This window comes from Pseudomonas sp. ABFPK (genome assembly GCF_001586765.1).
Taxonomy (GTDB): domain Bacteria; phylum Pseudomonadota; class Gammaproteobacteria; order Pseudomonadales; family Pseudomonadaceae; genus Aquipseudomonas; species Aquipseudomonas asiatica.
In genome coordinates this window covers 13,126-38,549 of record NZ_LQXW01000018.1, presented here as the reverse complement: position 1 = coordinate 38,549, position 25,424 = coordinate 13,126, and the positions used below count along the sequence as shown (strand labels likewise).

Sequence of the window (25,424 nt, the reverse complement as noted above, 5' to 3'; positions counted from 1 at the left end):
GCATTTCCTCTCGGTCATGCCCAAAGCTTAGTGCGCCCCCCAGGCGGGGGCCAATCGAGGCTGGCTATGGTGACTATAGCTTGAGCTGGCCAATGGCCTTGTTCAGTTCACCGGCCAGGGTTGCCAGTTCGCTGCTGGTGGTTGCCGAGCCCACGGTCTGTTGCACGGTCTGTTCGGTGACATCGCGGATACTCACCACGGCGCGGTTCATTTCCTCGGCCACCTGGCTTTGCTGCTCGGCTGCCACGGCAATCTGGGTGTTGCTTTCGCGCATCTGCGCCACGGCACCGGTAATCTCGGCCAGTGCTTCGCCGGCCTCCTGGGCTTGGCGGACGCAGTCGTCGGCCTTGTACGAGCTTTCCTGCATGAACTCCACTGCATCCCGGGTGCCCGACTGCAGGGCCGAAACCATGGTAGTGATCTCGTCGGTGGAGTTTTGCACGCGCTTGGCCAGGTTGCGCACTTCATCGGCCACCACGGCAAAGCCGCGGCCCAGGTCGCCGGCGCGCGCAGCTTCGATGGCGGCATTGAGCGCCAGCAGGTTGGTCTGCTCGGCGATGCTGTGGATCACACTGACCACGCCATTGATCTTCTGACTGTCTTCGGCCAGTTGACGAATCATCTCGGCAGTTTGCTGCACGCCGCTGGACAGCCCGGAGATCGAGTCCTGTACCCGGCTGACCACCTCCTGGCCGCTACCGGCCAGGGCGTCGGCTGTTTGTGACAGGTCACGGGTGGCGCCGGCATGCTGGGCGATGTGGTGCACCGTTGCTGACATTTCGTTGATGGCGGTAGCGGCCTGGTCGGTCTCGCTCTGCTGGCCGAGCATGCCGTGGCGCACGTCGCTCATGCTCGCGGCCAGGCGCGCGGCACCGGAGTCCAGTTGCGCAGCGGTGTGGGCGACAGTACTGACCACCCGGTGGTAGGTCGCCTGCATGGCATTGAAGGCCCCGGCCATCTGGCCGACCTCGTCACCACAGGCCAACGGCACGCGTGCCGACAGGTCGCCGGTCTTTTCCACGTGCAGCATCACATCCTTGAGGGTGTTGAGCTGGCTGAGCAGGAAGCGGATCAGCAACTGCGAGGCGCCGAGCATGGCCAGCATCAGGATCAGTACGCATACCGCGTAGTTGCTGAATCGGTCGAAGAACACCTGGCGCAGGCTTGGCGACTGGGCCAGCACGGCCATTTGCTGATCACCGTTGCGTAGTACCTGCGCGCCCTGTAGCGGGTTGTTGCCCAAGAGTCGGGCGGCAGGCAGTTCGACCCAGCCTTGGGCATTGCGCAGGGCCTCCAGGGGTTCGCCCGCGAAGGTGGGCGTTTGCCCGGCTGACCAGCTGATGACGTTGGCCGGGCGGGGCAGCGGCTGGCCGGCCGGCCAGGCAGCAAGCAGTTGCGCCTGCGCGGCCGCCTGGGCCTGCGCGGCCTCGGCGCGGGCGCGCTGCTCCAGGTGCACGGCATAGAGCACCAGCAGCAAGGTCGTGACAAAGGCCACCGCGTTGACGGCCCAGAACTTGTACTTCAGGGAAACATTGCTAAGCCAGGCACCCATGGGCAGGTCTTCTCTGAGTTGAGCGGGAACAATATTGGCAAGGTGCCATCATTGTGCCTGCGTGCGCCATGGAGTTTGTTGATGCATATCAACACCAAGCACAAGCCCGTGTAGGAGCAGCCTTGTGCTGCGAAGGGCCAGGTAAGGCCAACCGAATGTAGTAGCTGTTATGGCCTCTTCGCAGCACAAGGCTGCTCCTACAAAGGGTCGCGTCGGGTTCAGGGGAGTTGGAAAAACGCCCGCGCCGTTGCCGTGGTATGTGCCGCCGTGTGTTCGGTCGACTCACCCCGGTGCAAGGCCACTTCACGCAACACCTCTGGCAGGAACGCTGGTTCGTTGCGCCCGTTCTTCGGCTTGGGCCGCAGGCTGCGTGGTAGCAGGTAAGGCGCATCGCTCTCCAGCATCAGCCGCCCCTCGGCAATGTTGCCCACCAGCGGATGCAGGTGGGTGCCACGGCGTTCGTCGCAGATCCAGCCGGTAATACCGATGTGCAGGTCCATGTCCAGGTAGGCGAACAGCGCGTCGCGCTCGCCGGTAAAGCAGTGCACCACTGCGCCGGTCAGATGGTCGCGGTAATCCTTGAGGATCGCCAGCAGGCGTTCGCTGGCGTCGCGTTCGTGCAGGAACACCGGCAGACGCAGCTCGGCAGCCAGTGCCAGTTGTGCCTCCAGAGCTTTTTCCTGCAGCGGGCGAGGGGAGAAGTCCCGGTTGAAGTCCAGGCCGCATTCACCCACGGCGCGTACACGTGGTTCACTCAACAGCTGGCGCAACTGGCGCTCGCTGCCGGCATCCCAGGTTTTGGCATCATGAGGGTGTACGCCTGCCGTGGCGAACAGGTGCGCGCCGCTCGCATCCAGTTGCTGGCACAGCTCCAGCGCCTGTTCGCTGACCGCCAGGCTGGTGCCCGTCAGCACCATTTGCGTGACCCCGGCCTCAAGGGCGCGCTCGACGATTGCCGCCTGCTGGTCGTGGAAACTGCTGTTGGTCAGGTTGACGCCGATATCGATCAGTTGCATGGTGCTACCTCGTGCCGCGGGACGGCCAGCATAGCAAAAACCTTGTTTTTCTGAAAAAGCCAAGAACTTCATGCTGTTGCCGTGGTCTTTTGCCGTCATTTCTCTTGGCGGCACAACCCACGGATGCCGCCCACCGACAACGGACACGTTTTCGCATGCAGCGATGCTGGCTCATTTTCCTGCTGACGCTTGGGCTGACCCTGACCGGGCCTGCCCATGCGCGCGCGCCGGGGCCGCAGCAGAACATCGCGCCTGCCAAGGTCCGTGACCTGCAACAGATTCGCACCAGCCAGGTGCTGCGGGTGCTGGTCAACCAGAGCCGCAACAGCTCCGGTGAGGTCAAGGGCGAGCCGGTCGGTATTGAATACTACCGCCTGCGTGCCCTGGAGCATTACCTCAATGCCCGCGCCGACGATGGCCAGGAGATCCAGCTAAAGCTGATCCCGCGGGCCAAGGAGCAGTTGCTGGGCGCCCTGGCCCGTGGCGAGGGCGACCTGGCCGCGCCGGGCGAGCTGCTCGACCCCGCCGTGGTGCGCGGGGTCAGCAGTAGCGCACCAGTGCTCGACCAGGTGCCGCTGCTGCTGGTGGGGCGCAAGGGCGAGCGCAGTTTCAGCCATGTCGAGCAGTTGTCCGGGCGTACCGTGGCCCTGACCAGCGCCAGCGCGGCCGGCCCGTTAATCCAGCAGGTCAACCAGCAGCTGGCGCTGCGCAAGCGCGCGCCGATCAAGGTGGAGTGGGTCGACTCGACCTTGGCGGTGGAAGATGTGCTGGAAATGGTCCAGGCCGGCATCTATCACCTGACCGTGGTCGAGCAGCCGATCGCCCGGCGCTGGGCCCGGGTGATGCCGCGCCTGAGGCTGGACAGCCGCGTAAAACTGGGGGCGCCGCAAGCCATGCGTTGGTATGTGGGGCGCGATGCGCCGCAGTTGCTGGCCACGGTCGATCGCTTTCTGCAGGGCTACCGGGCGCCGGACAACCAGGACGCCGCGTTCGAGCGCATCTACCGTCGCCAGTACCGGGTGCACGACCCCTTGGTCCGCAAGAATCGCCAGCGCCTCACCGCGCTGCGGGGGGTGCTGCAGAAACACGGCGAGGCGCAGCAGATCGACTGGCTCAACCTGGCCGCGCTGGCCTTCAAGGAGTCGACGCTCAACCCGGCAGCGCGCGGCACCGGAGGGGCCCATGGCCTGATGCAGATCACCCCTTCGGCGGCGCAGCGCGTGGGGGTGAGCAACACCGCCTCGGTGGATGGCAATGTCCAGGCCAGCGCCCGTTACCTGGCGCTGATCCGGCGCAAGTTCTTTGCCAGCCCCAAGATTAACGAGCGCGAGCGCATGGCCTTCGTCCTGGCGGCCTACAACCTGGGGCCCGAGCGGGTCCAGGCCATGCGTGCGGAGGCGCGGCGTCGCGGGCTGAATGGCGACCAGTGGTTCTTCCAGACCGAACGCATTGCCATGGAGCAGGTGGGCATGGGGCCAGTCAACTTCGTCAACAGCGTCAACAAGTACTTTGTAGCGTTCAATCGGGAACGTGCTGCGCTGGAGCGCGTAGCTAAGCGCTAACAAATCGATTTTGTCGATTGTTATGTTGGGTTTTTTGCGATTTTCATATCTATTAGATCGATTATGATGGCGCCCATCCCAACACAACTTTCCTCGCTTCAAGGAGTCTTCGACATGAACAACGCTACCCTCAACGCTCTGTTCTCCACCCGCGCCGGCGCTGGCCTGAGCGTCATCCGTATTCTGGTCGGCATCATCTTCATTGCCCATGGTGCGCAGAAACTGTTCGGCATGTTCGGTGGCTATGGCCTGGAAGGCACCGGCCAGTGGATGGAGAGCATCGGCCTGGCCCCGGGTTACCTGATGGCCCTGTTGTCTGGTAGTGCCGAGTTCTTCGGCGGCCTGGCCCTGGTGATCGGCCTGCTGGCCCGCCCGGCGGCCCTGGTGCTGGCGGTAACCCTGGTGGTGGCGATCCTCTCGGTGCACATCGGCAACGGCCTGTTCATGTCCAACAACGGCTATGAGTTTGGCCTGGCCCTGCTGGCTGGCACCGTCGCGGTGCTGATCGAAGGCGCTGGCCGCTTCTCGCTGGACCGCCTGATCGCCCGCTGATACACCGCAAATGCCAAGATACGAGCCTTAGGCCGATCACTTTCGGCTTGAGGCTTGTATCTTGCCGCTTGTAGCTCTAGCATACCGTCTGCGCCGATTTAAACAGCTACTTGCGGGGCGCAGGAAAGCCCCTCTCCGGGTCATCCGAAATACCGCTAAAGCGCTGGTTCGGTGACGCCTCCCACCGCTGCCCAGCGGGATTCGCGAGGCGGAGAGAAGCTCCATGAGTTGCCCACGTACCAGTGTCTGTTTGAGCCCCTTGCCTGCCAGCCAGGCGTCCCGCACACCGCGCATCCTGCTCGGCGGCCAGCATCAACCCACTCTTTTGCGTCACCTTGAAGGCCTGTCCAGGCGCAAGGGCCAGGCGCGTGCCTTTCTGATCCAGTTCGCCGATACCGGCTGCCACCTCGCGCAGTATGGCAATGACCGTTTCGACCTGGCCGTGATCCAGGCCCCGGCGCCGGACGAGGCCGCCGATATCATCGGCCACCTCACCCGTATCGCGCGCCAAGGCCTGATTACCCGCCGCTGAGGAGCGCGCTGTTGAGTACCAATATCATCACCACGGAAGGCCATGAGGCGCTGAAGAAAGAACTGGACCACCTGTGGCGGGTGTACCGCCCGGAGATTACCCAGAAGGTTACCTGGGCGGCCTCGCTGGGCGACCGCAGCGAGAATGCCGACTACCAGTACAACAAGAAGCTGCTGCGCGAGATCGACCGTCGGGTGCGTTATCTGCGCAAGCGTCTTGAAGATGTGAAGGTGGTGGCCTACTCGCCGCAGCAGGAGGGCAAGGTGTTTTTCGGTGCCTGGGTGGAGATCGAGAACGACGATGGCGAGACCATGAAGTTTCGCATTGTCGGGTATGACGAGATCTATGGGCGCAATGACTACATCTCGATCGACTCGCCCATGGCTCGTGCCCTGCTGAAGAAGGAGGAGGGTGATGAGGTGGTGGTGCACACGCCTACCGGGGAAGCGACCTGGTATGTGAACAGCATCAGCTACGGGCAGTGATGTGATGTTGCCTGTGCCGGCCTTTCGCGGGTAAACCCGCTCCCACAGGTTCACCACAGTCCTTGAAACCTGTGTCGGACCTGTGGGAGCGGGTTTACCCGCGAAAAGGCCGGCACAGGCTGTCATCAACTCTCGCGTAAAACCGCCAACGGGCTCGCATTCAACGCCCGTCGCGTCCCCAGCACCCCCGCACCACCCACCAGCAGCGCCCCTGCCAGGGGCAACAGCAGCAACCACACATGCGGGCTCCATTGCAGGTCGAAGGCATAGCGGTACAGCACCAAGGTAATCAGCTCACACCCTACCGCCGCCAGCAAGCCGCTGGCCGCACCCTGCAAGCCGAACTCGATCCGCCGCGCTTTGACCAGCAATGGCCGCGCCGCGCCCAGCGCACGCAGCAAGGCGCCTTGGCGGATGCGCTCGTCCAGCGTCGCCTGCAAGCCAGCGAACAGCACCGCCAGCCCGGCTGCCAGCACGAACAGCAACACATACTCGACCGCCAGGGTCACCTGGGCGAGGATGCTGCGCAGCTGATCGAGCAGGGCGTCCACCTGCAGGATGGTCACTGCCGGGAATGCCCGTGACAGCGCCACCACATCAAGGTCATGGCCCGGTGCCAGATAGAAGCTGGTCAGGTAGGTGGTCGGGAGCCCCTGCAGCGTGCCGGGTTGGAAGATCATGTAGAAGTTCGGCTGGAAGCTGTCCCAGTGCACGCTGCGCAGGCTGCTGACCCGTGCCTGGCGTTGCTGGCCGCCGATGTCGAAGGTAAGCAGGTCGCCCAGTTGCAGCTTCAGGCTGTTGGCCAGTTCCGCCTCCACCGACACACCGGGGATTTCATCTTCGGCGGGCAACGCCTGCCACCAGTTGCCGCCTGTCAGTGCGTTGCCTTCGGGCAGCTCGGCCGCCCACGTCAGGCTGAGGTCGCGCTGCACGGCGCGCTCACCTGCCGAGTCCTTGCTGACCACCTGCTGCACCGGTTGCTCGTTGATTTTTACCAGGCGGCCGGGTGTCACCGGGTACAGCGGCGCCGAGGTGGCATTGACCTGCTGCAGGTGTTGGGCGAAGGGCTCACGATCATCCGGCAGGATGTTCAGGGCGAAATGGTTGGGTGCATCCTTGGGCAACTGCGCTTGCCAGGTGTCGAGCAGTTCCGCGCGCAGCAGCGCGACCAGAGCCATGGCCAGCAGGATCAGGCCGAAGGCCAGGGCCTGGCCGGCAGCGGCCATGGGGTGGCGCAGCAGTTGGCCCAGCCCCAGTCGCCAGGTCAGTGGTGCCCCGGCCAGCAATTGGCGCAGGCTGCGCAAACCGAGCAGTAGCAGGCCGCCGAGCAGCAGCGCGGCGACCAGGCCGCCACCGAGCAGGGCGAAGGTGAGCAGCAGGTCGAGGCTCAGGCGCCACATGATCAGGCCTAGTGCAAACAGGGCCGCGCCGTACACCAGCCAGCTGCTGGGCGGTATCGGCAGCAGGTCGCGGCGCAGCACGCGAAGCGGCGGTACCTGGCCCAGCGCGGCAATTGGCGGCAGGGCGAAACCGGCCAGGGCTACCAGCCCGGTAGCGATGCCGGCCAGGGCTGGGACGATGCCGCCTGCAGGCACCACGCTTGGCAACAGGCCATGCAGCAGGCGGAACAGGCCCAGTTGCGCCAACCAGCCGAGCAGGGCGCCGGCCAGCGCGGCGACCAGGCCGAGCATGGCCAGCTGCAGGCAGTACAGGCCCAGTGCCTGGCGGCGCGAAAGGCCCAGGCAGCGCAGCAGGGCGCTGGCGTCCAGGCGGCGTGCGGCATAGCGGCTAGCCGACAGGGCCACGGCAACGCCTGCCAGCAGCACCGCCACCAGGCTGGCCATGTTCAGGTAGCGCTCGGCCTTGCCCAGCGCGCCGCCGACCTGCTGGTTGCCGTCGCGGGTGTCGCGCAGGCGCTGGTTGGCGGCCAGGTCCTTTTTCAGTGCCCCGCGGTACTGGGCCAGCGCTTCGGCATCACCGCGCCACAGGTCGCGGTAGGTGACCCGGCTGCCCGGCTGGATCACGCCGGTGGCTTGCAGGTCGGCCAGGTTCATCATTACCCGTGGGGTAAGGCTGTAGAAGTTGTTGGCGCGGTCCGGTTCGTAGGTCAGTACGCGGCTCATGCGCAGCGTCTTCATGCCCACGTCGATGCTGTCGCCAACCTTCAGCCCCAATGCCGCCAACAGGCGTGGTTCGACCCATGCTTCGCCAGGTGCCGGGCCGCCGCCCGGGGTTTCTGTGGCATAGGGCTGCGCAGCACTGCGCACTTGCCCGCGCAATGGGTAGGCACCGTCGGCAGCCTTGACGCTGGACAGCTGGATGCCGTTGTCGCCGCCGACCACGCTGGTGAACTCGACGACCTGGGCGTGGCGCAGACCCAGCGCCTTGCCGGCCTCGATCTGCTGGTCGCGGGCCGGGGCGCTGCCCTGCAGCACCAGGTCGGCACCAAGGAACTCGCTGGCGCGCAGTTGCATGGCGCCGTTGAGGCGGGCACCGAAATAGCCGATGGCAGTGCTGGCCGCGACCGCCACAAGCAGGGCGAAGAACAGCACGCGCACTTCGCTTGCGCGAATGTCGCGCAGCAACTGGCGCAGGGCCAGGCCGCACAGGCGGGACAGCGGCATGTGGGTCATCAGGCCTCCGCCGGGGCCACCAGGCGGCCCGCATCCAGGCGAATCTGGCGGCGGCAGCGCCGGGCCAGGCGTTCGTCATGGGTAACCAGCACCAGGGTGGTGCCGCGCTCCTTGTTCAGTTCGAACAGCAGATCGCTGATGCGCTCGCCGGTGTGGCTGTCGAGATTGCCGGTGGGTTCGTCGGCGAACAGCACTGCCGGTTGCGCGGCGAAGGCGCGGGCGATGGCCACCCGTTGTTGTTCGCCGCCCGAAAGCTGGCGCGGAGTGTGGCTCAGGCGCTTGCCCAGACCGACCCGTTCGAGCAGGGTGCGCGCGTGTTCGCGGGCATCGCGGCGGCCATCCAGCTCCAGCGGCAGCATGACGTTCTCCAGGGCATTGAGGCTGTCGAGCAACTGGAACGACTGGAACACGAAACCCACATGTTCGGCGCGCACCCGCGCGCGCTGGTCTTCATCCAGCGGCCCCAGGTCGTGGCCAGCAAGGATGACCTTGCCGGCACTGGGCTGGTCGAGGCCGGCGAGCAGGCCAAGCAGGGTCGACTTGCCCGAACCCGAGGCGCCGACGATGGCCAGGCTGTCGCCTTGGGCCAGGTCGAGGGACAGGGCGTGCAGGATGGTCAGGTCACCTTCCGCGCTGGGGACCACTTTGCTAAGGTTCTGCGCAACGAGAATGCTGGGGCCCATGGAGAATCCGATGCGAGTGTGGTGGTTGAGTGCCGGTCTGGCCCTGTATTGCCTGGCCCAGAGCGCGGCGGCGGGAACACTGCTGGTTGTCGGCGATAGTATCAGCGCCGGTTTTGGCCTGGATACCCGCCAGGGCTGGGTTTCCCTGTTGCAGACCCGCCTGCGGGACGAAGGTTTCGACGACAAGGTGGTCAATGCATCGATCAGCGGCGACACCAGTGCAGGTGGCCAGGCGCGGCTGCCGGCGCTGCTTGCAGCGCACAAACCGAGCCTGGTGGTACTGGAACTGGGCGGCAACGATGGCCTGCGTGGGCAGCCGCCAGCGCAATTGCAACAAAATCTTGCCTCGATGATCGAGAGCTCGCGCAAGGCCGGTGCCAAGGTGGTGCTGCTGGGCATGCGCCTGCCACCCAATTATGGCGTGCGCTACACAACCGCCTTCGCCCAGGTGTATGAGCAGCTGGCGACGGAAAAACAGGTGCCGCTGGTGCCGTTTTTCCTCGACGGGGTAGGGGGCGTGCCTGAGTTGATGCAGGCGGATGGCATTCACCCGGCCCAGGCCGCCCAGCAGCGCCTGCTGGAAAATGCCTGGCCGGCGATAAAACCCTTGCTGTGACGCTTTAAACGGCGCCGGCTTTCGGCTAATGTTGCGCCCCCCGTTTCGAGTGCCACCGATGCCGCGCCCTGCCTGGTCCCTGTATGCCTACCAACTGATCGAGCCTGATGAGCAGCTCGACCTGTTCGCCTGCCAGGAAATCCGCGTCCACCTCGTGGCCCGCCAGCTGGAGCTGGGCGTACCGGCCGACCGCACTTTGTGCGGTGGCCTGCTGCCGGCGCAACCGCGCTGGTCGGGGGTGCCGCGCTCGATCTACCGCGACGGTCGTCTGTGCGACCTGTGCCGCGCCATCCTCGATGCCCAGCGGCGCGGCATGCGCCCGGTGTGGCCGGAGCTGCAGGGCGGCTGAACGCCGCACCTTTCATCATCTGAAACGCTTGCATGGCGCCAATGCCTCCCGCTTGCATCGGCGCGGGTGTACAATCGATTCTCTTGACCCACCTTTCGAAGGATTTACCGGATGTTGCCGCGCTTTCCTGCCGTCACCCGTAGCCTGTCCCTGGCCGCCCTGCTGGTAGCAGGCCCCGCTGCTGCGCTGGAGCTGCCACTGCCACCACCCGGTGAAGACATCATCGGCCAGGTGCATGTGATCAAGGCAAAGTACGAGGACACGTTTGCCGATATCGGCACTGCCAACGACCTCGGCTACCTGGAAATGATCGCCGCCAACCCGGGCGTGGACCCGTGGTTGCCAGGTGCCGGCACCGAGATCATCCTGCCGACCCGCTACATCCTGCCGCCTGGCCCGCGTGAGGGTATCGTCATCAACCTGGCCGAATACCGTATGTACTACTTCCCGAAAGGGCAGAACGTGGTGCATACATTCCCGCTGGGCATCGGTCGTGAAGGCTGGGGTTCGCCGATCGCCAATACCAAGATCACCGCCAAGACGCCAAACCCGACCTGGACCCCGCCAGCGTCCATCCGTGCCGAGCACGCGGCAGACGGCGACATCCTGCCGAGCGTGGTGCCGGCCGGCCCGGACAACCCGCTGGGGCCGTTCAAGTTCACCCTCGGCGTGCCGGGCTACCTGATCCACGGTTCGAACAAGAAGTTCGGCATTGGCATGCGTACCAGCCACGGTTGCTTCCGCATGCTCAACAACAACGTGCTGGAACTGTCGAAGATGGTGCCGGTGGGTACGCCGGTGCGCATCATCAACGAGCCCTACAAGTTCGGTATCAGTGGTGGCAAGGTCTATCTGGAGGCGCACACGCCGCTGGACGACCAGGGTAATCCGTCGGTGGTCGATAAACACACTGCTGTTATCAATGCCTTGCTCAAGCGAGAAGACCTGGCCAATAACCTACGCATGAACTGGGACATGGTGCGTGATGTGGTGGCCGCGGAAGATGGCATGCCGGTGGAAATTGCCGTACCGACCGAAAACCAGGGTGGTGCGCCGATGGTTTCGAGCATTCCACCCGAACTGCAGTAAGGTAATTGCGACACACCCGGGCCTGCCTTAGTGCAGGCCTTTTCGTTTCTGCCTGGCGCGTTTGCCTTGTGCGCAGGCAATAAAAAAGCCGACCCACAAGTGGGTCGGCTTCATAACAATCCGTGAGGATTATTACTTGCGGCTGGCTTTGTCCAGCATACGCAGAGCGCGCTCGTTGGCTTCGTCAGCGGTCTGCTGAGCCTTCTGAGCGGCTGCCAGTGCGTCGTCAGCCTTACGGTAGGCTTCGTCAGCACGAGCTTGAGCGCGAGCTGCTGCGTCTTCAGTCGCAGTCAGACGAGCTTCGGTTTCTTTGGATACGCTGCTGCAACCGGTAGCCAGAACTGCGGCCAGAGCCAGAGCAGAGAATTTCAGAACGTTGTTCATCGTGTTCCCCTTCAAGGACTTTCTATTAAATAGCCATCTCTCGGAAAAGAGAAACTGGCCGGCGTACATAGTACCCATTACTTGTAGTAAGTAAACTGACTAAGCGCAAGAACTGCAAAAAAAATGTTGCTTGACGCCTTTTCGACAAGATTTGCGGCACGCTCCGTGAAAAAAACGTGCAGGGCTCGCAAGCGACTGTAGTACAGGAACTTTTTTGTTGAACTAAGGGTGACTCTAACTGTCTGCCAGCGTCTTAAGCCCTAGTACATCCGGTTGCTGCAGGGCGTGCGGTCAAGAATGGCATTTGGCTGCATTTTCGCCATTTTTAACCGCCACCACCTTGAGCAATCCTGCCTGCGGCGCCTACTATCTTGTGAGTGCCGGAAGATCCGAACGATTGCAATCGTCCAGTGGTCGAAGTGGGCAACAGGTGGCGTAGAGGATTCTGTGCCGGATAAACCACCATCGGTTAAGGTATGGGTCTGCCGAGAAGACCTGCGAGGAGTAGTGATGAGCGAAGCGCTGACCATCCATCATGACCAGGCCGGTCATCAGTTCGAGACCAGCGTGGACGGTCATCGTGCCTATCTGACGTACATGGACCTGGGCAAACAGACGCTGGACATCTATCGCACCTTCGTACCCAACGCCCTGCGCGGCCGCGGGATTGCTGCCGCCCTGACCGAGCGGGCCCTGGAGTATGCTGAGCAGATGGGCTACACGGTGATTCCGTCCTGCTCGTACGTGGAACGCTACATGGAGCGCCAGCAGCGGCATTCGAGCAAGGTCTGATTCTGTAAAAAAGAGCGGGGCCGCTTCGCGCCCCATTCGCGGCACAAGGCCGCTCCTACAGGAAATCGCATAACCCTGTAGGAGCGGCCTTGTGCCGCGAATGGGGCGCGAAGCGGCCCCGCTCTTTTATTGCATCAGCCGCGCTTACGCTGCGGCAGCACATCCTTAAGCTTGGCACGCATGCTGCGCAGGGTCTTCTCGGTAGCCGACCAGTCGATGCAGGCATCGGTAATCGACACGCCATACTGCAGCTCGTCCAGGTTCTTCGGAATCGACTGGCAGCCCCAGTTCAGGTGGCTCTCGACCATCAGGCCGATGATCGACTGGTTGCCTTCGAGGATCTGGTTGGCAACGTTCTCCATCACCAGTGGTTGCAGGGCCGGGTCCTTGTTGGAGTTGGCGTGGCTGCAGTCGACCATGATATTGGCCTTGATCTTGGCCTTGGCCAGGTCCTGTTCGCAGAGGGCGACGCTGACCGAGTCGTAGTTCGGCTTGCCGTTGCCGCCGCGCAGTACCACGTGGCCGTACGGGTTGCCCTTGGTGGTGACGATCGACACGCCGCCTTCCTGGTTGATGCCGAGGAAGCGGTGCGGCTTGGATACCGACTGCAGGGCGTTGATGGCAACGGTCAGGCCGCCGTCTGTGCCGTTCTTGAAACCGACTGCCGAGGACAGACCCGAAGCCATCTCGCGGTGGGTCTGCGATTCGGTGGTACGGGCGCCGATGGCCGACCAGCTGATCAGGTCCTGCAGGTACTGCGGGGAAATCGGGTCGAGCGCTTCGGTGGCGGTCGGCAGGCCCATTTCGGCCAGGTCCAGCAGCAGCTTGCGGCCGATGTGCAGGCCATCCTGGATCTTGAACGAGTCATCCAGGTACGGGTCGTTGATCAGGCCTTTCCAGCCGACGGTGGTGCGCGGTTTTTCGAAATACACGCGCATGACCAGGTACAGCGTGTCGGACACTTCCTCGGCCAGCACTTTCAGGCGCTCGGCGTACTCGTGGGCGGCCTTGATGTCGTGGATCGAGCAAGGGCCGACCACGACGAACAGGCGATGGTCCTTGCCGTCGAGAATATTGCGCACCACTTCACGGCCGGCAGTCACGGTCTGCAGGGCCTTGGCGCTGAGGGGGATTTCCTTCTTGAGCTGATCGGGTGTGATCAGGGTCTCGTTGGAGGCAACGTTCAAGTCATCGATCGGTAAATCAGCCATCGTGTTACTCGTCAGGTCACGGGTGCCGGCCGCCAACTATCCCCGTGCGGCCCAGCAGCAAGAATAATCGCAGCGGGGAGCCGAACCTTAGCGCGTTACAGGTGGCGCGACAATGGGCTGGGCCCAGTCCGTGTGGGGTTTTTCCGAGATGGCAGGTGTTTGCCGTGCATGGGCTGCCCAGCGCCGCGCAACCTGTGTAAAAAGAAGGCTGACTTTTACCAGGAGATCGGCATGCACCCGCACACACCACGTATCGGCATCATCGGCAGTGGCGCCATCGGCGGCTTCTATGGGTTGATGCTGGCCCGGGCCGGCTTCGATGTGCATTTTCTTTTGCGCAGCGAGTACGAGGTTGTCCGCGAGCAGGGGTTGACCCTGGAAAGTGCCGAGCATGGCAAACTGCAGATAAAGGTGCAGGCCTATTCCAGTGCCGCCGGCATGCCGCCCTGCGACTGGCTGCTGGTGGGTGCCAAGGCCACCAGCAATGACCAGTTGGCGCCGCTGATCGTGCAGGCGGCCGCACCGGGCGCCAAGGTGGTGCTGCTGCAGAACGGCCTGGGCGTGGAGGAGCAGTTGCGCCCGGCCTTGCGCAGCGACATGCACCTGCTCGGCGGCCTGTGTTTCATCTGCGTCAACCGCCAGGCGCCCGGCGTGATCCGCCACCAGGCCCTGGGCGCGGTCAACCTTGGCTACCACAGCGGGCCGGCAAACGATGGCGGTGCCGCGCTGGTCAATGAAGGTGCTGAGCTGTTCCGGGCTGCGGGCATCGACTCGCAGGCCATGCCCGACCTGGCCCAGGCACGCTGGCAGAAGCTGGTATGGAATGTACCCTATAACGGCCTGTCGGTGCTGCTCGGAGCCAGCACCACGCCGTTGATGGCCGACAGTAATGGCCGTGCCCTGATCCAGGCCTTGATGGCGGAGGTAGTACAAGGCGCGGCGGCATGTGGCCATGTGTTGCCCGAGGGGTATGCCGAGCACCTGTTCCAGGTGACCGAGCGCATGCCCGACTACTGGCCCAGCATGTACCACGACCATGTCCACAAGCGCCCGCTGGAGCTGCAGGCCATCTATGGCGAGCCGTTGGCACGGGCGCGTGCGGCAGGCTGCCGCTTGCCGCGCATGGAGATGCTGTACCAGGCGTTGGCTTTCATCGACCGGGGCGAACAGCCCCGCTGAGGGTGGCTCTGGCCCCGTCGGGGCGCTCCAGCCCGCATCGGCAGCGCGCCGGACGGCAAAGCGTGCGTCCGGCGCGCTGCTAAGCTGAAGCTTGCTCTGCCGCAGCGGCAGTCGAGGAGGTCGAATGATCCACTCCATGCTGTATGCCACCGACCTCGGTGTCTACGCCCCTTTTGTCATGCAACACGCGCTGGCGCTGGCGCGCACATTTGGCGCCGAGTTGTATGTGATCCATGCGGTGGAGCCCATGGGCCAGTTCGCTGAATCTCTCCTGCAGAGCTACCTCGATGAACAGACGCTCGACCAGTTGCACAGCCAGGGGGTGAATACGGTGATGGCCAATATCGAGCAGCGTGTGCTGGAAAACTTTCGCGACGAACTTGGCGAGGAGGCTGACCTGGCAGTGATCAAGGCAGTGCGGGTACGCCAGGGCGACCCAGCGCAGGTGATCCTGGACCAGGCACAGCGGCTGAGCGTCGATCTGCTGATTTTCGGTAGCCACAGTACCGGCGCCGGCGTGGATGTTCCATTGGGGCGCACGGCGGTACGGCTGCTGCAGCTGTCGCCGGTACCGGTATACATGGTGCCGCTGGCGCAGCATTTGGGGCGTAGGAAAGCATGAAGATGGCCGTAGGCCATTTCGGGGTGGTATGTAACAAAATAGTTCTAGATTTATTTCCAGAACCACTAATATAGTTATATATCGTCGCCGCCTGCTGCCGCGGACTCATCGCTGAACCGAGGGAAACCTATGAAGCTTCAACAACTGCGCTACATCTGGGAAGTGGCGCACCATGACCTCAACGTCTCCGCGACGGCGCAGAGCCTGTATACCTCCCAGCCAGGTATCAGCAAGCAGATCCGCCTGCTTGAGGATGAGCTTGGTGTTGAAGTCTTTGCCCGCAGCGGCAAGCACCTGACCCGCGTTACCCCGGCGGGTGAGCGCATCATCAATACCGCCGGCGAAATCCTGCGCAAGGTCGAAAGCATCAAGCAGATTGCCCAGGAGTTCTCCAACGAGAAGAAAGGCACGCTGTCCATCGCCACCACCCACACCCAGGCGCGTTATGCCTTGCCGCCGGTGATCAGCAACTTCATCAAGCAGTACCCGGAAGTGTCCTTGCACATGCACCAGGGTTCGCCCATGCAGATTGCCGAAATGGCCGCGGACGGTACGGTCGACTTTGCCATCGCCACCGAGGCGCTGGAGCTGTTCGGCGACCTGATCATGATGCCGTGCTACAAGTGGAACCGCTGCGTGGTGGTGCCGCAGGGCCATCCGTTGACCAAGCTGCCAAAGCTTACCCTGGAAGCGGTCGCCGAATACCCGATCGTTACCTACGTGTTCGGTTTCACCGGGCGTTCGAAGCTGGACGAAGCGTTCAACCACCGCGGCCTCACGCCGAAAGTGGTGTTTACCGCGGCTGACGCCGACGTGATCAAAACTTATGTGCGCCTGGGGCTGGGCGTGGGGATCGTCGCCAAGATGGCGGTGGACACCAAACTCGACAGCGACCTGGTGGCCCTGGATGCCAGCGAGCTGTTCGAAGCCAGCATTACCAAGATCGGCTTCCGTCGCGGCACTTTCCTGCGTGGTTTCATGTGCGACTTCATTGAAAAGTTCGCCCCGCACCTGACCCGTGAAGTGATGGCCAAGGCCATCCAGTGCCACAACAAGCAGGAGCTGGAAGACCTGTTCGAAGGCGTCGAGCTGCCGGTGCACTGATCCGGAATTGCAGGGGCCTGACGGCCCCTGTGGGAGCGGGTTTACCCGCGAAGAAGGCGACGCGGTGTATGGCACCGGCTTCGCCGGTGTTCGCGGCGGTTCGACGCCTCGATGAACCCGCTCCCACAACGGCCCAGCTGTTTATGCCTTGCTGATCAGGTTGCCCGCGTGCAACCCGCATTCCTTCTGCGTCGACTCTTCCCACCACCAACGCCCTTCGCGCTCATGCTGGTTTGGCAGCACCGGGCGGGTGCAGGGCTCGCAGCCGATGCTGATGAAGCCGCGCTCGTGCAGGCTGTTGTACGGCAGCTCCAGCATGCGGATATAACCCCACACCTCCTCGCTGGTCATCTGCGCCAGTGGGTTGAACTTGTACAGGGTGCGTTCGGGCGTGGAGAACGCGCTGTCGATTTCCACTGCAGCCACCTGGCTGCGGGTGCCCGGGCTCTGGTCGCGGCGCTGGCCGGTGGCCCAGGCGCTAACCGTGGCCAGCTTGCGGCGCAGCGGCTCGATCTTGCGGATGCCGCAGCACTCGCCGTGGCCGTCCTTGTAGAAGCTGAACAGGCCCTTTTCCTTGACGAACGGGTCGAGCTTGGCGCGGTCGGGGCTGAGGATTTCGATCGGCAGGTTGTACTGCTCGCGGACCTGGTCGATGAACCGGTAAGTCTCCGGGTGCAGGCGGCCGGTGTCGAGGCTGAACACCTTGACCTGCTTGTTCAGCTTCCAGGCCATGTCCACCAGCACCACGTCCTCGGCGCCGCTGAAGGAGATCCACAGGTCATCACCGAAGTGCTCGAAGGCAAGCTTGAGGATGTCCTGCGGGGACTTGTTGGCATAGGTCGCGGCCAGGGCGGCGACGTCGAAGGGTTGGCTCATCAGGCGGTTTCCATCTTGGCTGTGGCGCTGTGCGCTCGTAGTGAGGTGATGGTAACAAAAAATGCCGGGTTAGGCGGGCCTGGAGTCGGTGACGCCTGCGCCCACAGGTACAGCGCACATCTGCCAGTTGTGGGAGCGGGCGAGCCCGCGAAGCAGGCGCCGCCGATCACAAGCCCTGCAAGGTCTCCATCAACACCCGCACCTTGGCAATCGACTCTTCATATTCGGCCTGCCACTCGGAGTCGGCCACCACCGCGCCGCCGCCCCAGCAACTGACTTGTCCGCCCTTGACCAGCAAGCTGCGAATGGCAATCGAACTGTCCATTTCACCGCGCACATCCACATAGACCAGTGAGCCGCAGTACAGCGCCCGCCGCGCCGGCTCCAGTTCGTCGATGATCTGCATGGCGCGGATCTTCGGGGCGCCGGTGATCGAACCGCCGGGGAAGCTGTCGCCGATCAGGTCAAGGGCGTCCTTGTCGCTGGCCAACTGGCCGGTGATGCTGCTGACCAGGTGGTGCACGTTGGGGTAGCTCTCCAGGCTGAACAGCTCCGGCACCTTCACCGAGCCGATCTCGCAGGTACGCCCCAGGTCGTTGCGCAGCAGGTCGACGATCATCAAATTTTCCGAGCGATCCTTGGGGCTGTGCAGCAGCTCCTCGGCATTGCGCATGTCTTCTGCCGGGTTGCTGGCGCGCGGGCGGGTGCCCTTGATCGGCCGGGTTTCCACCTGGCGCTGGCTGACGCGGATGAAGCGTTCGGGCGAGAAGCTCAGCAGGGCGCTGCCGTCGGCCAGCTGCTGGTAGCCGGAGAAGGGGGTGGGGCAGGCTTTGCGCAGGGCCTGATAAGCGTGCCACGGGTCGCCTTGGCAGGGCGCGCGGAAGCGCTGGGTAAGGTTGATCTGGTAGCAGTCGCCGGCCTGGATGTAGCGCTGCACCTGGTCAAAGGCGGCCTTGTACTGCTCGGGCTGCAGGTCGCCGGTCATCGGCGCGAGTAGCTGGAAGCTGCCGCTTTCCGCGTTGTCGACACCTTCGAACAGGGCGATCAGGCGTTCCCGTTCGCTGCCCGGCAGGCTCGGGTGGAACACCAGTTGGCTGGTCGCGCACTGGTGGTCGGTCACCAGCGCCCAGGCATACAGGCCCAGTTGCGCGTCTGGCAGGCCAAGGTCGTCCACGGCCAGGCTGGGCAGGTGTTCCAGGCGGCGGCCGAAGTCATAGCTCAGGTAGCCGATCAGGCCGCCAGCAAACGGCAGCTCGCTGCCTGCGGGCAACTGTGCATGGCCCAGTCGTGCCAGGCCGGCGCGCAGGCGCTGGAGGAAGGTGCGGCCATCTTCGTCGGGCTGCGCTTGCAGGTGTTGCAGCGGCCAGGCGCTGAGCAGGTCGAAGCGCCCGCGTTCGGCGCCGGGGCGGGCGCTGTCCAGCAGGATCGCACCGGGGGCCTGGCGCAGGCGGGCGAAATAGGCGGCAGGGACGGGCTGGTAGGGCAAGGGGTGGAGCGTACAGGTCGGCATCAGTGTGGACGGCGATGTAAAAGCGAGGAGGGCGATTGTAGACCTGTGCAGGAAATGCGCCTAGCGCTGGGCGCGACATTCAACATTGTGTTTGGCGCCGGGGGCTGCTTTGCAGCCCATTCGCAGCACAAGGCTGCTCCTACAGGAGATAGCGTAAACCTGTAGGAGCAGCCTTGTGCTGCGAATGGGCCGCAAAGCGGCCCCCGGGTTGCTAGCGCGGGTGCACGTGCCCGAACAAGCCTTGCGATACCCGCACGCGCTGTTCGGCATCTTCGCTGATGCCATCCTTGGCCAGCGCTTCCAGGTGCGCCTCGATGGCGTGGGTGCGCTGGGTCAGGCCGCAGTCGTTGGCGATCTGGATGTTCAGGCCGGGGCGGGCGTTGAGCTCGAGAATCAGCGGCCCCTTGTCCTGGTCCAGCACCATGTCGACACCGATGTAGCCCAGGCCGCACAGCTCGTAGCAGCCGGCGGCCAGCTTCATGAAGCCGTCCCAGTTCGGCAGTTGCACGCCATCCACCGCGTTGGTGGTGTCCGGGTGCTTGCTGATGATGTTGTTCAACCAGGTGCCGCGCAGGGTCACGCCGGTGGCCAGGTCGACACCCACGCCGATGGCGCCCTGGTGCAGGTTGGCCTTGCCGCCGGACTGGCGGGTCGGCAGGCGCAGCATGGCCATCACCGGGTAGCCCATCAGCACGATGATGCGGATGTCCGGCACGCCTTCGTAGCTGATGCTCTTGAAGATCTGGTCGGGGGTGACCCGGTACTCGATCAGTGCGCGGTCGCGGTGGCCGCCCAGCGAGTACAGGCCGGTGAGGATGCTCGAGATCTGGTGCTCGATCTCCTCGTGGCTGATGATCTTGCCGGACACCGTGCGGTAGCGGTCCTCGAAGCGGTCGGCGATCACCAGGATGCCGTCACCGCCAGCGCCCTGCGCCGGCTTGATGACGAAATCGTTGCGCCCGCCGATGATCTGGTCGAGCTTCTCGATCTCTTTCTCGGTCTCGATGATGCCGTACATTTCCGGCACATGGATGCCGGCCGCCAGCGCGCGCTCCTTGGTGATGATCTTGTCGTCGACGATCGGGTACAGGTGGCGCTTGTTGTACTTCAGCACGTAGTCCGCGTTGCGCCGGTTGATACCCATGATGCCCCGGGCCTCCAGGGCTTTCCACGTCTTGATCAGGCCAAACATCAGGCGTCAGCCTTCTTCAGGAATGCCTTGAAGCGCACGAGCTCGGTCAGGCGGTAGCCGCGGTAGCGACCCATTGCCAGCATGAAGCCCACCAGGATCAGCAGCACGGCCGGGAAGGTGAACACGAAGTACACCAGCTCCGGCACCATCATCAACAGGTGCGCCAGGGAAGCGGCGAACAGGGTGCCGATGGCAACCTTCATGGCATGGCCGCCGCCACGCTCTTCCCAGGTGATCGACAGGCGCTCGATGGTCATGGTCAGGATCACCATCGGGAACAGCGCAACCGACAGCCCGCGCTCCAGGCCCAGCTTGTGGCTGAACAGGCTGATGGCGGCAATCAGCACCACGACGAAGGTCAGTACCACCGACAGGCGTGGCAGCATCTGCAGCTTCAGGTGTTCCAGGTACGAGCGCAGCGACAGGCCCAGGGCGGTGATTACCGTGAACAGCACGATACCGAAGCCCAGCTGGGTCTCGCGGAAGGCCAGGGCGATCAGTACCGGGGTGAAGGTACCCAGGGTCTGCAGGCCGACCAGGTTGCGCAGCACCAGGATCACCAGCACACCGATCGGGATCATCACCATGATCATGAAGGTTTGCTGGGTCTGCAGCGGCAGGCCGTACAGCGAATATTCGAGGAAATCGGCGTCGGTATTCTCGTCGGTCAGCTTGGCCAGGCGGATGGCGTTCATCTCGCTGTTGTTCATGCTGAAGGTAACGTTGGCCTTCTTGCCGCCATCGACGGTGATCAGGTTGTCGTCACCGGTCCACCACAGCAGGCGATCGCTGGGCAGGCCCTGCTCGCCGGTGTCGGGGTTGAAGTACAGCCAGTCGGTGCCATTGAAGCTGCGCAGCCACAGTTCCGGGGTTTGCGGGGTGTCGGCCACCAGGCGAATGGTGTGCACCTTCTCCATCGGTACGTGGGCGATCGACAGCAGCAGGTCGATGACCTGGGCCTTCTTCATGGCCGAGGTGTCGCCGGCCAGCAGCAGCTTGACGTTGTCGTCGTTGAGGTTGTTGACCCGCTTGATGGTCTCGCTGACGAAGGTCTCTACGTCGGCCGAGTGCTGGCGAATCGGCGCCATCAGGGCCTCGGCGGCGATCTTCTCGGGGCCTTCCACTGCCAGGCTGTCACGGAAGGTCGGGCCTTTGACCGTGGTCTTTTCGTTGCTGTAGCGCTTGGTCAGCACCAGGCGGTAGTAGAGGGTCTGATTGCCGCTGGCGCGGCGGGCCGACCAGGTAACCTTGCGGTTGCCGTCGGCACGGTTGACGCTCACCCCATAGTTGTTGGAGATGAAGCTCTCGTTGAGGCTGACGTAGTCGCGGTTCAGCGGTGGCACGAACATCTGCACCTTGACCGGGTCCTTGGTGCTGGCCACGAACTCGACCTTGGCGTCGATATTCCACAGGTCGTCGGTTTCATCCTCGGTTACCGGGATGCCGAGTACGAAGATCTGATAAGCCGTGACCGCCACGCCCAACAGCACCAGCACGGTGATCAGGACTTTCAGATGGAGGGTAAGAGAGCGCATCGGGATTACTCTGCTTTGGGAGCGTCGGTGGCACAGGCAGGTTTGCCGGCCGCGTATTTAAGGCTTGGGTCGACCAGCGCGTCGAAGTGCTTGAGCGCCTCGGAGCCGATCAGCAGCGGGAACTGGAAGGCGCTGCGGTCGGTGAGGTTGACTTCGATGGTGCGCATGGCCTGGCCCATGCAGATTTCAAGTTCGATGACCGGGCGTGCGGTGTAGGCCTTGCCCGATTCGGCATCATAGTCGCCGGCCCGGCGCTTGATCTTGCTTACGCGTGCCAGCGGGCGTTCGATGGGGTGCGAATGGGCGGCGTCGATGGCCAGGTAGAAGCGCACCCAGCTTTCGCCGTTGCGCTTGAAGCGCTTGATGTCGCGGGCGCTGAGCGACGCGGTCTTGGCGCCGGTGTCGAGCTTGGCGGCCACTTCCAGGTCCAGGTCGCCCAGGCGTGCATATTCGTTGAGACCGTACACGGTCTTGCCTGCGGCCTGGCCAAGGGCCGGCAGCAGGGTGAGGCAGAGCAGCAATGATGCGGGTGTAAGTCTCATATTCCTGGCGCGGTGCAGTGCAAGGTTCGGGGCTGTTTTCAAAGCCATGTTCAGAGCCGTGTTCAGGGCAAGGCGACTGGCAGCGACTGCGCAAGCTTCCTCGTTAATCTGTCAACAGCATGAATGGATGACAGACAGGCTATCCATACTCCATCGGAGGCGCGGCATTCTATCACGCCGGCGCCTTGACGCCAGCGGTGCGCGATCTGACAGCACCGGGCTGGCATTAGTTCGTTCTCAGACGATTGTCGACAATATTGATTTTGTCTTTGACTGCTTCGGTCTAATTCGCTAATTTCTGGCAAAGAGATTTTCAAGGTGTCGACAATATGCAGGACCTATCCACCCCCAGCCCGGTGCTGACAGACGAAACGGAAACCTTGTCCGAAAACGTCTTCCGGCGCATCCAGGCGGCCATCGTCCAGGGCGATATCGCCCCCGGCAGCAAGATTTCCGAGCCGGAGCTGGCGCGTACCTATGGCATCAGCCGCGGGCCGCTGCGCGAGGCCATCCACCGCCTCGAAGGCCAGCGCCTGCTGGTGCGCGTGCCGCATGTGGGGGCGCGGGTGGTGTCGCTCAATCATGCCGAACTGATCGAGCTGTACGAAATTCGCGAATCGCTGGAAGGCATGGCTTGCCGCCTGGCCGCCGAACGCATGAGCCAGGCCGACATCGACGAACTGCGCCGGGTGCTCGACACCCACGAGCGCGATGCCGCGTTCCAGGCCGGCCTGGGCTATTACCAGCAGGAAGGCGACTACGACTTTCATTACCGGATCATCCAGGGCAGCGGTAACCAGACCCTGGTCAAGATGCTCTGCGGCGAGCTGTACCAGCTGGTGCGCATGTACCGCATCCAGTTTTCCGCCACGCCCAACCGGCCGCGCCAGGCCTTTGCCGAACACCACCGCATTCTCGATGCCATCGCCGACCGTGACGGCGAGCTGGCCGAACTCCTGATGCGCCGCCACATCGGCGCGTCCAAGCGCAATATCGAGCGTCACTATCTGGACGCCCACAACAACAGCCCACGAGGTGAGAAATGACTGTGAAGAGCACCCCCGGTCAGCGTTTCCGCGACGCCGTTGCCGCTGAACATCCGCTGCAGGTGGTTGGCGCCATCAATGCCAACCATGCCCTGCTGGCCAAGCGCGCCGGCTTCAAGGCCATCTACCTGTCCGGTGGCGGCGTCGCCGCCGGTTCGCTGGGCCTGCCGGACCTGGGCATCAGCGGCCTGGACGATGTACTCACCGATGTGCGCCGCATCACCGACGTGTGCGACCTGCCGCTGCTGGTGGATGTCGACACCGGTTTCGGTGCCTCTGCCTTCAACGTCGCCCGCACCGTGCGCTCGATGAGCAAGTTCGGCGCTGCCGCCATCCATATCGAGGACCAGGTTGGCGCCAAGCGCTGCGGCCACCGCCCGAACAAGGAAATCGTCAGCCAGCAGGAAATGGTCGACCGCATCAAGGCCGCAGTCGATGCCCGTACCGATGACAGCTTCGTGATCATGGCGCGTACCGACGCCCTGGCCGTCGAGGGCCTGAACGCCGCCCTGGACCGCGCCGCCGCCTGCGTCGAGGCCGGTGCCGACATGATCTTCCCGGAAGCCATCACCGAGCTGCAGATGTACAAGACCTTCGCCGACCGGGTGAAGGCACCGATCCTGGCCAACATCACCGAGTTCGGCGCCACGCCGCTGTACACCACCGAGGAGCTGGCCTCGGTCGACGTGTCGCTGGTGCTGTATCCGCTGTCGGCGTTCCGCGCCATGAACAAGGCAGCCGAGAACGTGTACACCGCGCTGCGCCGCGACGGCACGCAGAAGAACGTGATCGACACCATGCAGACCCGCATGGAGCTCTACGATGCCATTGGTTACCACGCCTTCGAGCAGAGCCTCGATGCGCTGTTTGCCCAGAAGAAGGGCTGAAGGTCAAAGATTTGCGCTGGAGCGGCTGGCCTCTTCGCGGGTGAGCCCGCTCCCACAGGGACCCCACAGGCATAGAGTGCCACACCGTCCCTGTAGGAGCGGGCTTGCCCGCGAAGGGGCCGGCACAGGCAAAACTGATTAGCCAGCTAGATTTCCATAACAAGTTCAAGAAAGGAGAAACACCATGGCCGAAGCAAAAGTACTCAGTGGCGCAGGCCTGCGCGGCCAGGTGGCCGGCCAGACCGCGCTGTCGACCGTGGGCCAGGCTGGTGCCGGGCTGACCTACCGCGGTTACGATGTGCGTGACCTGGCAGCCGGTGCCGAATTCGAGGAAGTCGCCTACCTGCTGCTGTACGGCGAGCTGCCGAGCAAAGCCGAACTGGCCGACTACAAGCGCAAGCTCAAGGGCCTGCGCGACCTGCCGCAAGCCCTGAAGGAAGTGCTCGAGCGCATCCCGCGTGACGCCCACCCGATGGACGTGATGCGCACAGGTTGCTCGGTGCTGGGTACCCTGGAGCCCGAACTGACCTTCGAGGCCCAGCGTGACAAGACCGACCGCCTGCTGGCACTGTTCCCGGCGGTGATGTGTTACTGGTACCGCTTCACCCACGATGGCGTGCGTATCGACTGCACCAGCGACGAAGACACCCTCGGTGGCCACTTCCTGCACCTGCTGCACGGCAAGAAGCCGAGCGAGCTGCACGTCAAGGTCATGAACGTGTCGCTGATCCTCTACGCCGAGCACGAGTTCAACGCCTCGACCTTCACCGCTCGCGTCTGTGCCTCGACCCTGTCCGACCTGTACTCCTGCGTCACCGCTGCCATCGGCTCGCTGCGCGGCCCGCTGCACGGCGGTGCCAACGAGGCGGCGATGGAATTGATCGAGCGCTTCCAGAGCCCGCAGGAAGCCACTGCCGAGCTGCTGCGCATGCTCGAGCGCAAGGACAAGATCATGGGCTTTGGCCATGCCATCTACAAAGAGTCCGACCCGCGCAACGAGGTGATCAAGGGCTGGTCGAAACAGCTCGCCGACGAAGTCGGTGACAAGGTGCTGTACCCGGTCTCCGAAGCCATCGACAAGACTATGTGGGAGCAGAAGCGCCTGTTCCCCAACGCCGACTTCTACCACGCCTCGGCGTACCACTTCATGGGCATCCCGACCAAGCTGTTCACCCCGATCTTCGTCTGCTCGCGCCTGACCGGCTGGGCGGCGCATGTCTTCGAACAGCGTGCCAACAACCGCATCATCCGCCCGAGCGCCGAGTATGTCGGCGTCGAGCAGCGCCAGTTCGTGCCGATCGAACAGCGCTGACAGGCCGTACCTGTGGGGGTCTGTTCCGGCCTCATCGCCGGCAAGCCGGCTCCCACAGGGACTGCACCAGCCTCAGGAGCAGTGCAATACCTGTGGGAGCCGGCTTGCCGGCGATGAGGCCGGAACAGCTGACACAGGGCTGCAACTAGAAAGCTATCCACGA

The 25,424-nt window shown here is 63.7% G+C and carries 25 protein-coding genes; 14 read left to right on the top strand and 11 right to left on the bottom strand.

The features are described from left to right. Nucleotides 1-73: 73 nt before the first annotated feature. Together WM94_RS13700 and WM94_RS13695 are read right to left on the bottom strand one after the other, a co-directional pair. Entirely contained in the window at nucleotides 74-1,552 is a 1,479-nt protein-coding gene (locus WM94_RS13700) for a methyl-accepting chemotaxis protein (protein ID WP_061551416.1), read from the bottom strand. 218 nt (nucleotides 1,553-1,770) lie between these two features. Next, nucleotides 1,771-2,568, bottom strand: coding sequence for a TatD family hydrolase (locus WM94_RS13695; protein WP_015269703.1), 798 nt, complete (start codon nucleotides 2,566-2,568; stop codon nucleotides 1,771-1,773). Between the two features lie 155 nt (nucleotides 2,569-2,723). On the opposite strand from WM94_RS13695, the gene WM94_RS13690 reads away from it, so the two are divergent. The 4 genes from WM94_RS13690 (at nucleotide 2,724) to greB (ending at nucleotide 5,699) form a co-directional block, all read left to right on the top strand. Then, nucleotides 2,724-4,130 carry a transglycosylase SLT domain-containing protein gene (locus WM94_RS13690; protein ID WP_061551415.1) on the top strand — a complete coding sequence of 469 codons (1,407 nt, stop codon included), beginning with the start codon at nucleotides 2,724-2,726 and terminating at the stop codon, nucleotides 4,128-4,130. Between the two features lie 114 nt (nucleotides 4,131-4,244). Then, the gene (locus WM94_RS13685) at nucleotides 4,245-4,682 is read left to right on the top strand and encodes a DoxX family protein (RefSeq protein WP_015269705.1); all 438 of its coding nucleotides are present in this window, start codon (nucleotides 4,245-4,247) and stop codon (nucleotides 4,680-4,682) included. 223 nt (nucleotides 4,683-4,905) lie between these two features. Next, nucleotides 4,906-5,214 (top strand): hypothetical protein, encoded by a 309-nt coding sequence (locus tag WM94_RS13680; RefSeq protein ID WP_023661930.1) that lies wholly within the window; start codon nucleotides 4,906-4,908, stop codon nucleotides 5,212-5,214. 11 nt (nucleotides 5,215-5,225) lie between these two features. Next, on the top strand, nucleotides 5,226-5,699 hold the full coding sequence (gene greB / locus WM94_RS13675) for a transcription elongation factor GreB (RefSeq protein WP_061551414.1): 474 nt from the start codon (nucleotides 5,226-5,228) through the stop codon (nucleotides 5,697-5,699). Nucleotides 5,700-5,824: 125 nt separating this feature from the next. Here the strand turns inward: greB and WM94_RS13670 are convergent, their stop codons facing one another. After that, a complete protein-coding gene (locus WM94_RS13670) occupies nucleotides 5,825-8,332 on the bottom strand; it encodes an ABC transporter permease (RefSeq protein WP_061551413.1) in 2,508 nt (835 codons plus the stop codon). Further along, nucleotides 8,332-9,015: an ABC transporter ATP-binding protein gene (locus WM94_RS13665; RefSeq protein WP_003259775.1), complete on the bottom strand. Its 684-nt coding sequence runs from the start codon at nucleotides 9,013-9,015 to the stop codon at nucleotides 8,332-8,334. The genes WM94_RS13670 and WM94_RS13665 overlap by 1 nt, the downstream gene beginning before the upstream one ends. A 10-nt stretch (nucleotides 9,016-9,025) precedes the next feature. On the opposite strand from WM94_RS13665, the gene WM94_RS13660 reads away from it, so the two are divergent. From WM94_RS13660 to WM94_RS13650, 3 genes are all read left to right on the top strand, one after another. Next, nucleotides 9,026-9,631 carry an arylesterase gene (locus WM94_RS13660; protein ID WP_061551412.1) on the top strand — a complete coding sequence of 202 codons (606 nt, stop codon included), beginning with the start codon at nucleotides 9,026-9,028 and terminating at the stop codon, nucleotides 9,629-9,631. A 58-nt stretch (nucleotides 9,632-9,689) separates the two neighbouring features. Further along, nucleotides 9,690-9,980: a hypothetical protein gene (locus WM94_RS13655; RefSeq protein ID WP_013971899.1), complete on the top strand. Its 291-nt coding sequence runs from the start codon at nucleotides 9,690-9,692 to the stop codon at nucleotides 9,978-9,980. Nucleotides 9,981-10,091: 111 nt separating this feature from the next. Continuing rightward, on the top strand, nucleotides 10,092-11,069 hold the full coding sequence (locus tag WM94_RS13650; protein WP_003259779.1) for a L,D-transpeptidase family protein: 978 nt from the start codon (nucleotides 10,092-10,094) through the stop codon (nucleotides 11,067-11,069). 132 nt (nucleotides 11,070-11,201) lie between these two features. On the opposite strand, the gene oprI is transcribed toward WM94_RS13650, so the two are convergent. Then, nucleotides 11,202-11,453: an outer membrane lipoprotei OprI gene (oprI, locus tag WM94_RS13645; RefSeq protein ID WP_003259780.1), complete on the bottom strand. Its 252-nt coding sequence runs from the start codon at nucleotides 11,451-11,453 to the stop codon at nucleotides 11,202-11,204. 510 nt (nucleotides 11,454-11,963) lie between these two features. Between oprI and WM94_RS13640 the strand changes: the two genes are divergently transcribed. Then, nucleotides 11,964-12,245 carry a GNAT family N-acetyltransferase gene (locus tag WM94_RS13640; protein ID WP_003259781.1) on the top strand — a complete coding sequence of 94 codons (282 nt, stop codon included), beginning with the start codon at nucleotides 11,964-11,966 and terminating at the stop codon, nucleotides 12,243-12,245. A 134-nt stretch (nucleotides 12,246-12,379) separates the two neighbouring features. Here WM94_RS13640 and WM94_RS13635 read toward each other — a convergent pair whose 3' ends face one another. Continuing rightward, nucleotides 12,380-13,456, bottom strand: a complete 1,077-nt coding sequence (locus tag WM94_RS13635; RefSeq protein WP_013971901.1) for a 3-deoxy-7-phosphoheptulonate synthase — start codon at nucleotides 13,454-13,456, stop codon at nucleotides 12,380-12,382. Nucleotides 13,457-13,687: 231 nt separating this feature from the next. On the opposite strand from WM94_RS13635, the gene WM94_RS13630 reads away from it, so the two are divergent. From WM94_RS13630 to cysB, 3 genes are all read left to right on the top strand, one after another. Next, nucleotides 13,688-14,635: a putative 2-dehydropantoate 2-reductase gene (locus tag WM94_RS13630; RefSeq protein WP_061551440.1), complete on the top strand. Its 948-nt coding sequence runs from the start codon at nucleotides 13,688-13,690 to the stop codon at nucleotides 14,633-14,635. 124 nt (nucleotides 14,636-14,759) lie between these two features. Further along, a complete protein-coding gene (locus tag WM94_RS13625; protein ID WP_013971903.1) occupies nucleotides 14,760-15,257 on the top strand; it encodes a universal stress protein in 498 nt (165 codons plus the stop codon). Between the two features lie 129 nt (nucleotides 15,258-15,386). Then, entirely contained in the window at nucleotides 15,387-16,361 is a 975-nt protein-coding gene (cysB, locus tag WM94_RS13620) for an HTH-type transcriptional regulator CysB (protein WP_013971904.1), read from the top strand. Nucleotides 16,362-16,502: 141 nt separating this feature from the next. Here cysB and WM94_RS13615 read toward each other — a convergent pair whose 3' ends face one another. The 5 genes from WM94_RS13615 to WM94_RS13595 form a co-directional block, all read right to left on the bottom strand. After that, nucleotides 16,503-17,237, bottom strand: a complete 735-nt coding sequence (locus WM94_RS13615; RefSeq protein ID WP_015269712.1) for a phosphoadenylyl-sulfate reductase — start codon at nucleotides 17,235-17,237, stop codon at nucleotides 16,503-16,505. A 166-nt stretch (nucleotides 17,238-17,403) separates the two neighbouring features. Beyond that, nucleotides 17,404-18,747 carry an aminodeoxychorismate synthase component I gene (gene pabB, locus WM94_RS13610; protein WP_061551411.1) on the bottom strand — a complete coding sequence of 448 codons (1,344 nt, stop codon included), beginning with the start codon at nucleotides 18,745-18,747 and terminating at the stop codon, nucleotides 17,404-17,406. Nucleotides 18,748-18,958: 211 nt separating this feature from the next. Continuing rightward, nucleotides 18,959-19,939 carry an alpha-L-glutamate ligase-like protein gene (locus WM94_RS13605; RefSeq protein WP_013971907.1) on the bottom strand — a complete coding sequence of 327 codons (981 nt, stop codon included), beginning with the start codon at nucleotides 19,937-19,939 and terminating at the stop codon, nucleotides 18,959-18,961. Continuing rightward, complete coding sequence (locus WM94_RS13600) at nucleotides 19,939-21,474, bottom strand: inactive transglutaminase family protein (RefSeq protein ID WP_013971908.1); 1,536 nt, start codon at nucleotides 21,472-21,474, stop codon at nucleotides 19,939-19,941. The genes WM94_RS13605 and WM94_RS13600 overlap by 1 nt, the downstream gene beginning before the upstream one ends. 5 nt (nucleotides 21,475-21,479) lie before the next feature. Continuing rightward, entirely contained in the window at nucleotides 21,480-22,016 is a 537-nt protein-coding gene (locus WM94_RS13595) for an ATP-dependent zinc protease (protein WP_023662146.1), read from the bottom strand. Nucleotides 22,017-22,345: 329 nt separating this feature from the next. Between WM94_RS13595 and WM94_RS13590 the strand changes: the two genes are divergently transcribed. The 3 genes from WM94_RS13590 (at nucleotide 22,346) to prpC (ending at nucleotide 25,261) form a co-directional block, all read left to right on the top strand. Then, on the top strand, nucleotides 22,346-23,062 hold the full coding sequence (locus WM94_RS13590) for a GntR family transcriptional regulator (RefSeq protein ID WP_061551410.1): 717 nt from the start codon (nucleotides 22,346-22,348) through the stop codon (nucleotides 23,060-23,062). After that, nucleotides 23,059-23,949: a methylisocitrate lyase gene (gene prpB / locus WM94_RS13585; RefSeq protein WP_003259689.1), complete on the top strand. Its 891-nt coding sequence runs from the start codon at nucleotides 23,059-23,061 to the stop codon at nucleotides 23,947-23,949. The genes WM94_RS13590 and prpB overlap by 4 nt, the downstream gene beginning before the upstream one ends. A 184-nt stretch (nucleotides 23,950-24,133) precedes the next feature. Further along, nucleotides 24,134-25,261 carry a 2-methylcitrate synthase gene (gene prpC / locus WM94_RS13580; protein WP_013971911.1) on the top strand — a complete coding sequence of 376 codons (1,128 nt, stop codon included), beginning with the start codon at nucleotides 24,134-24,136 and terminating at the stop codon, nucleotides 25,259-25,261. Nucleotides 25,262-25,424: the final 163 nt, after the last annotated feature.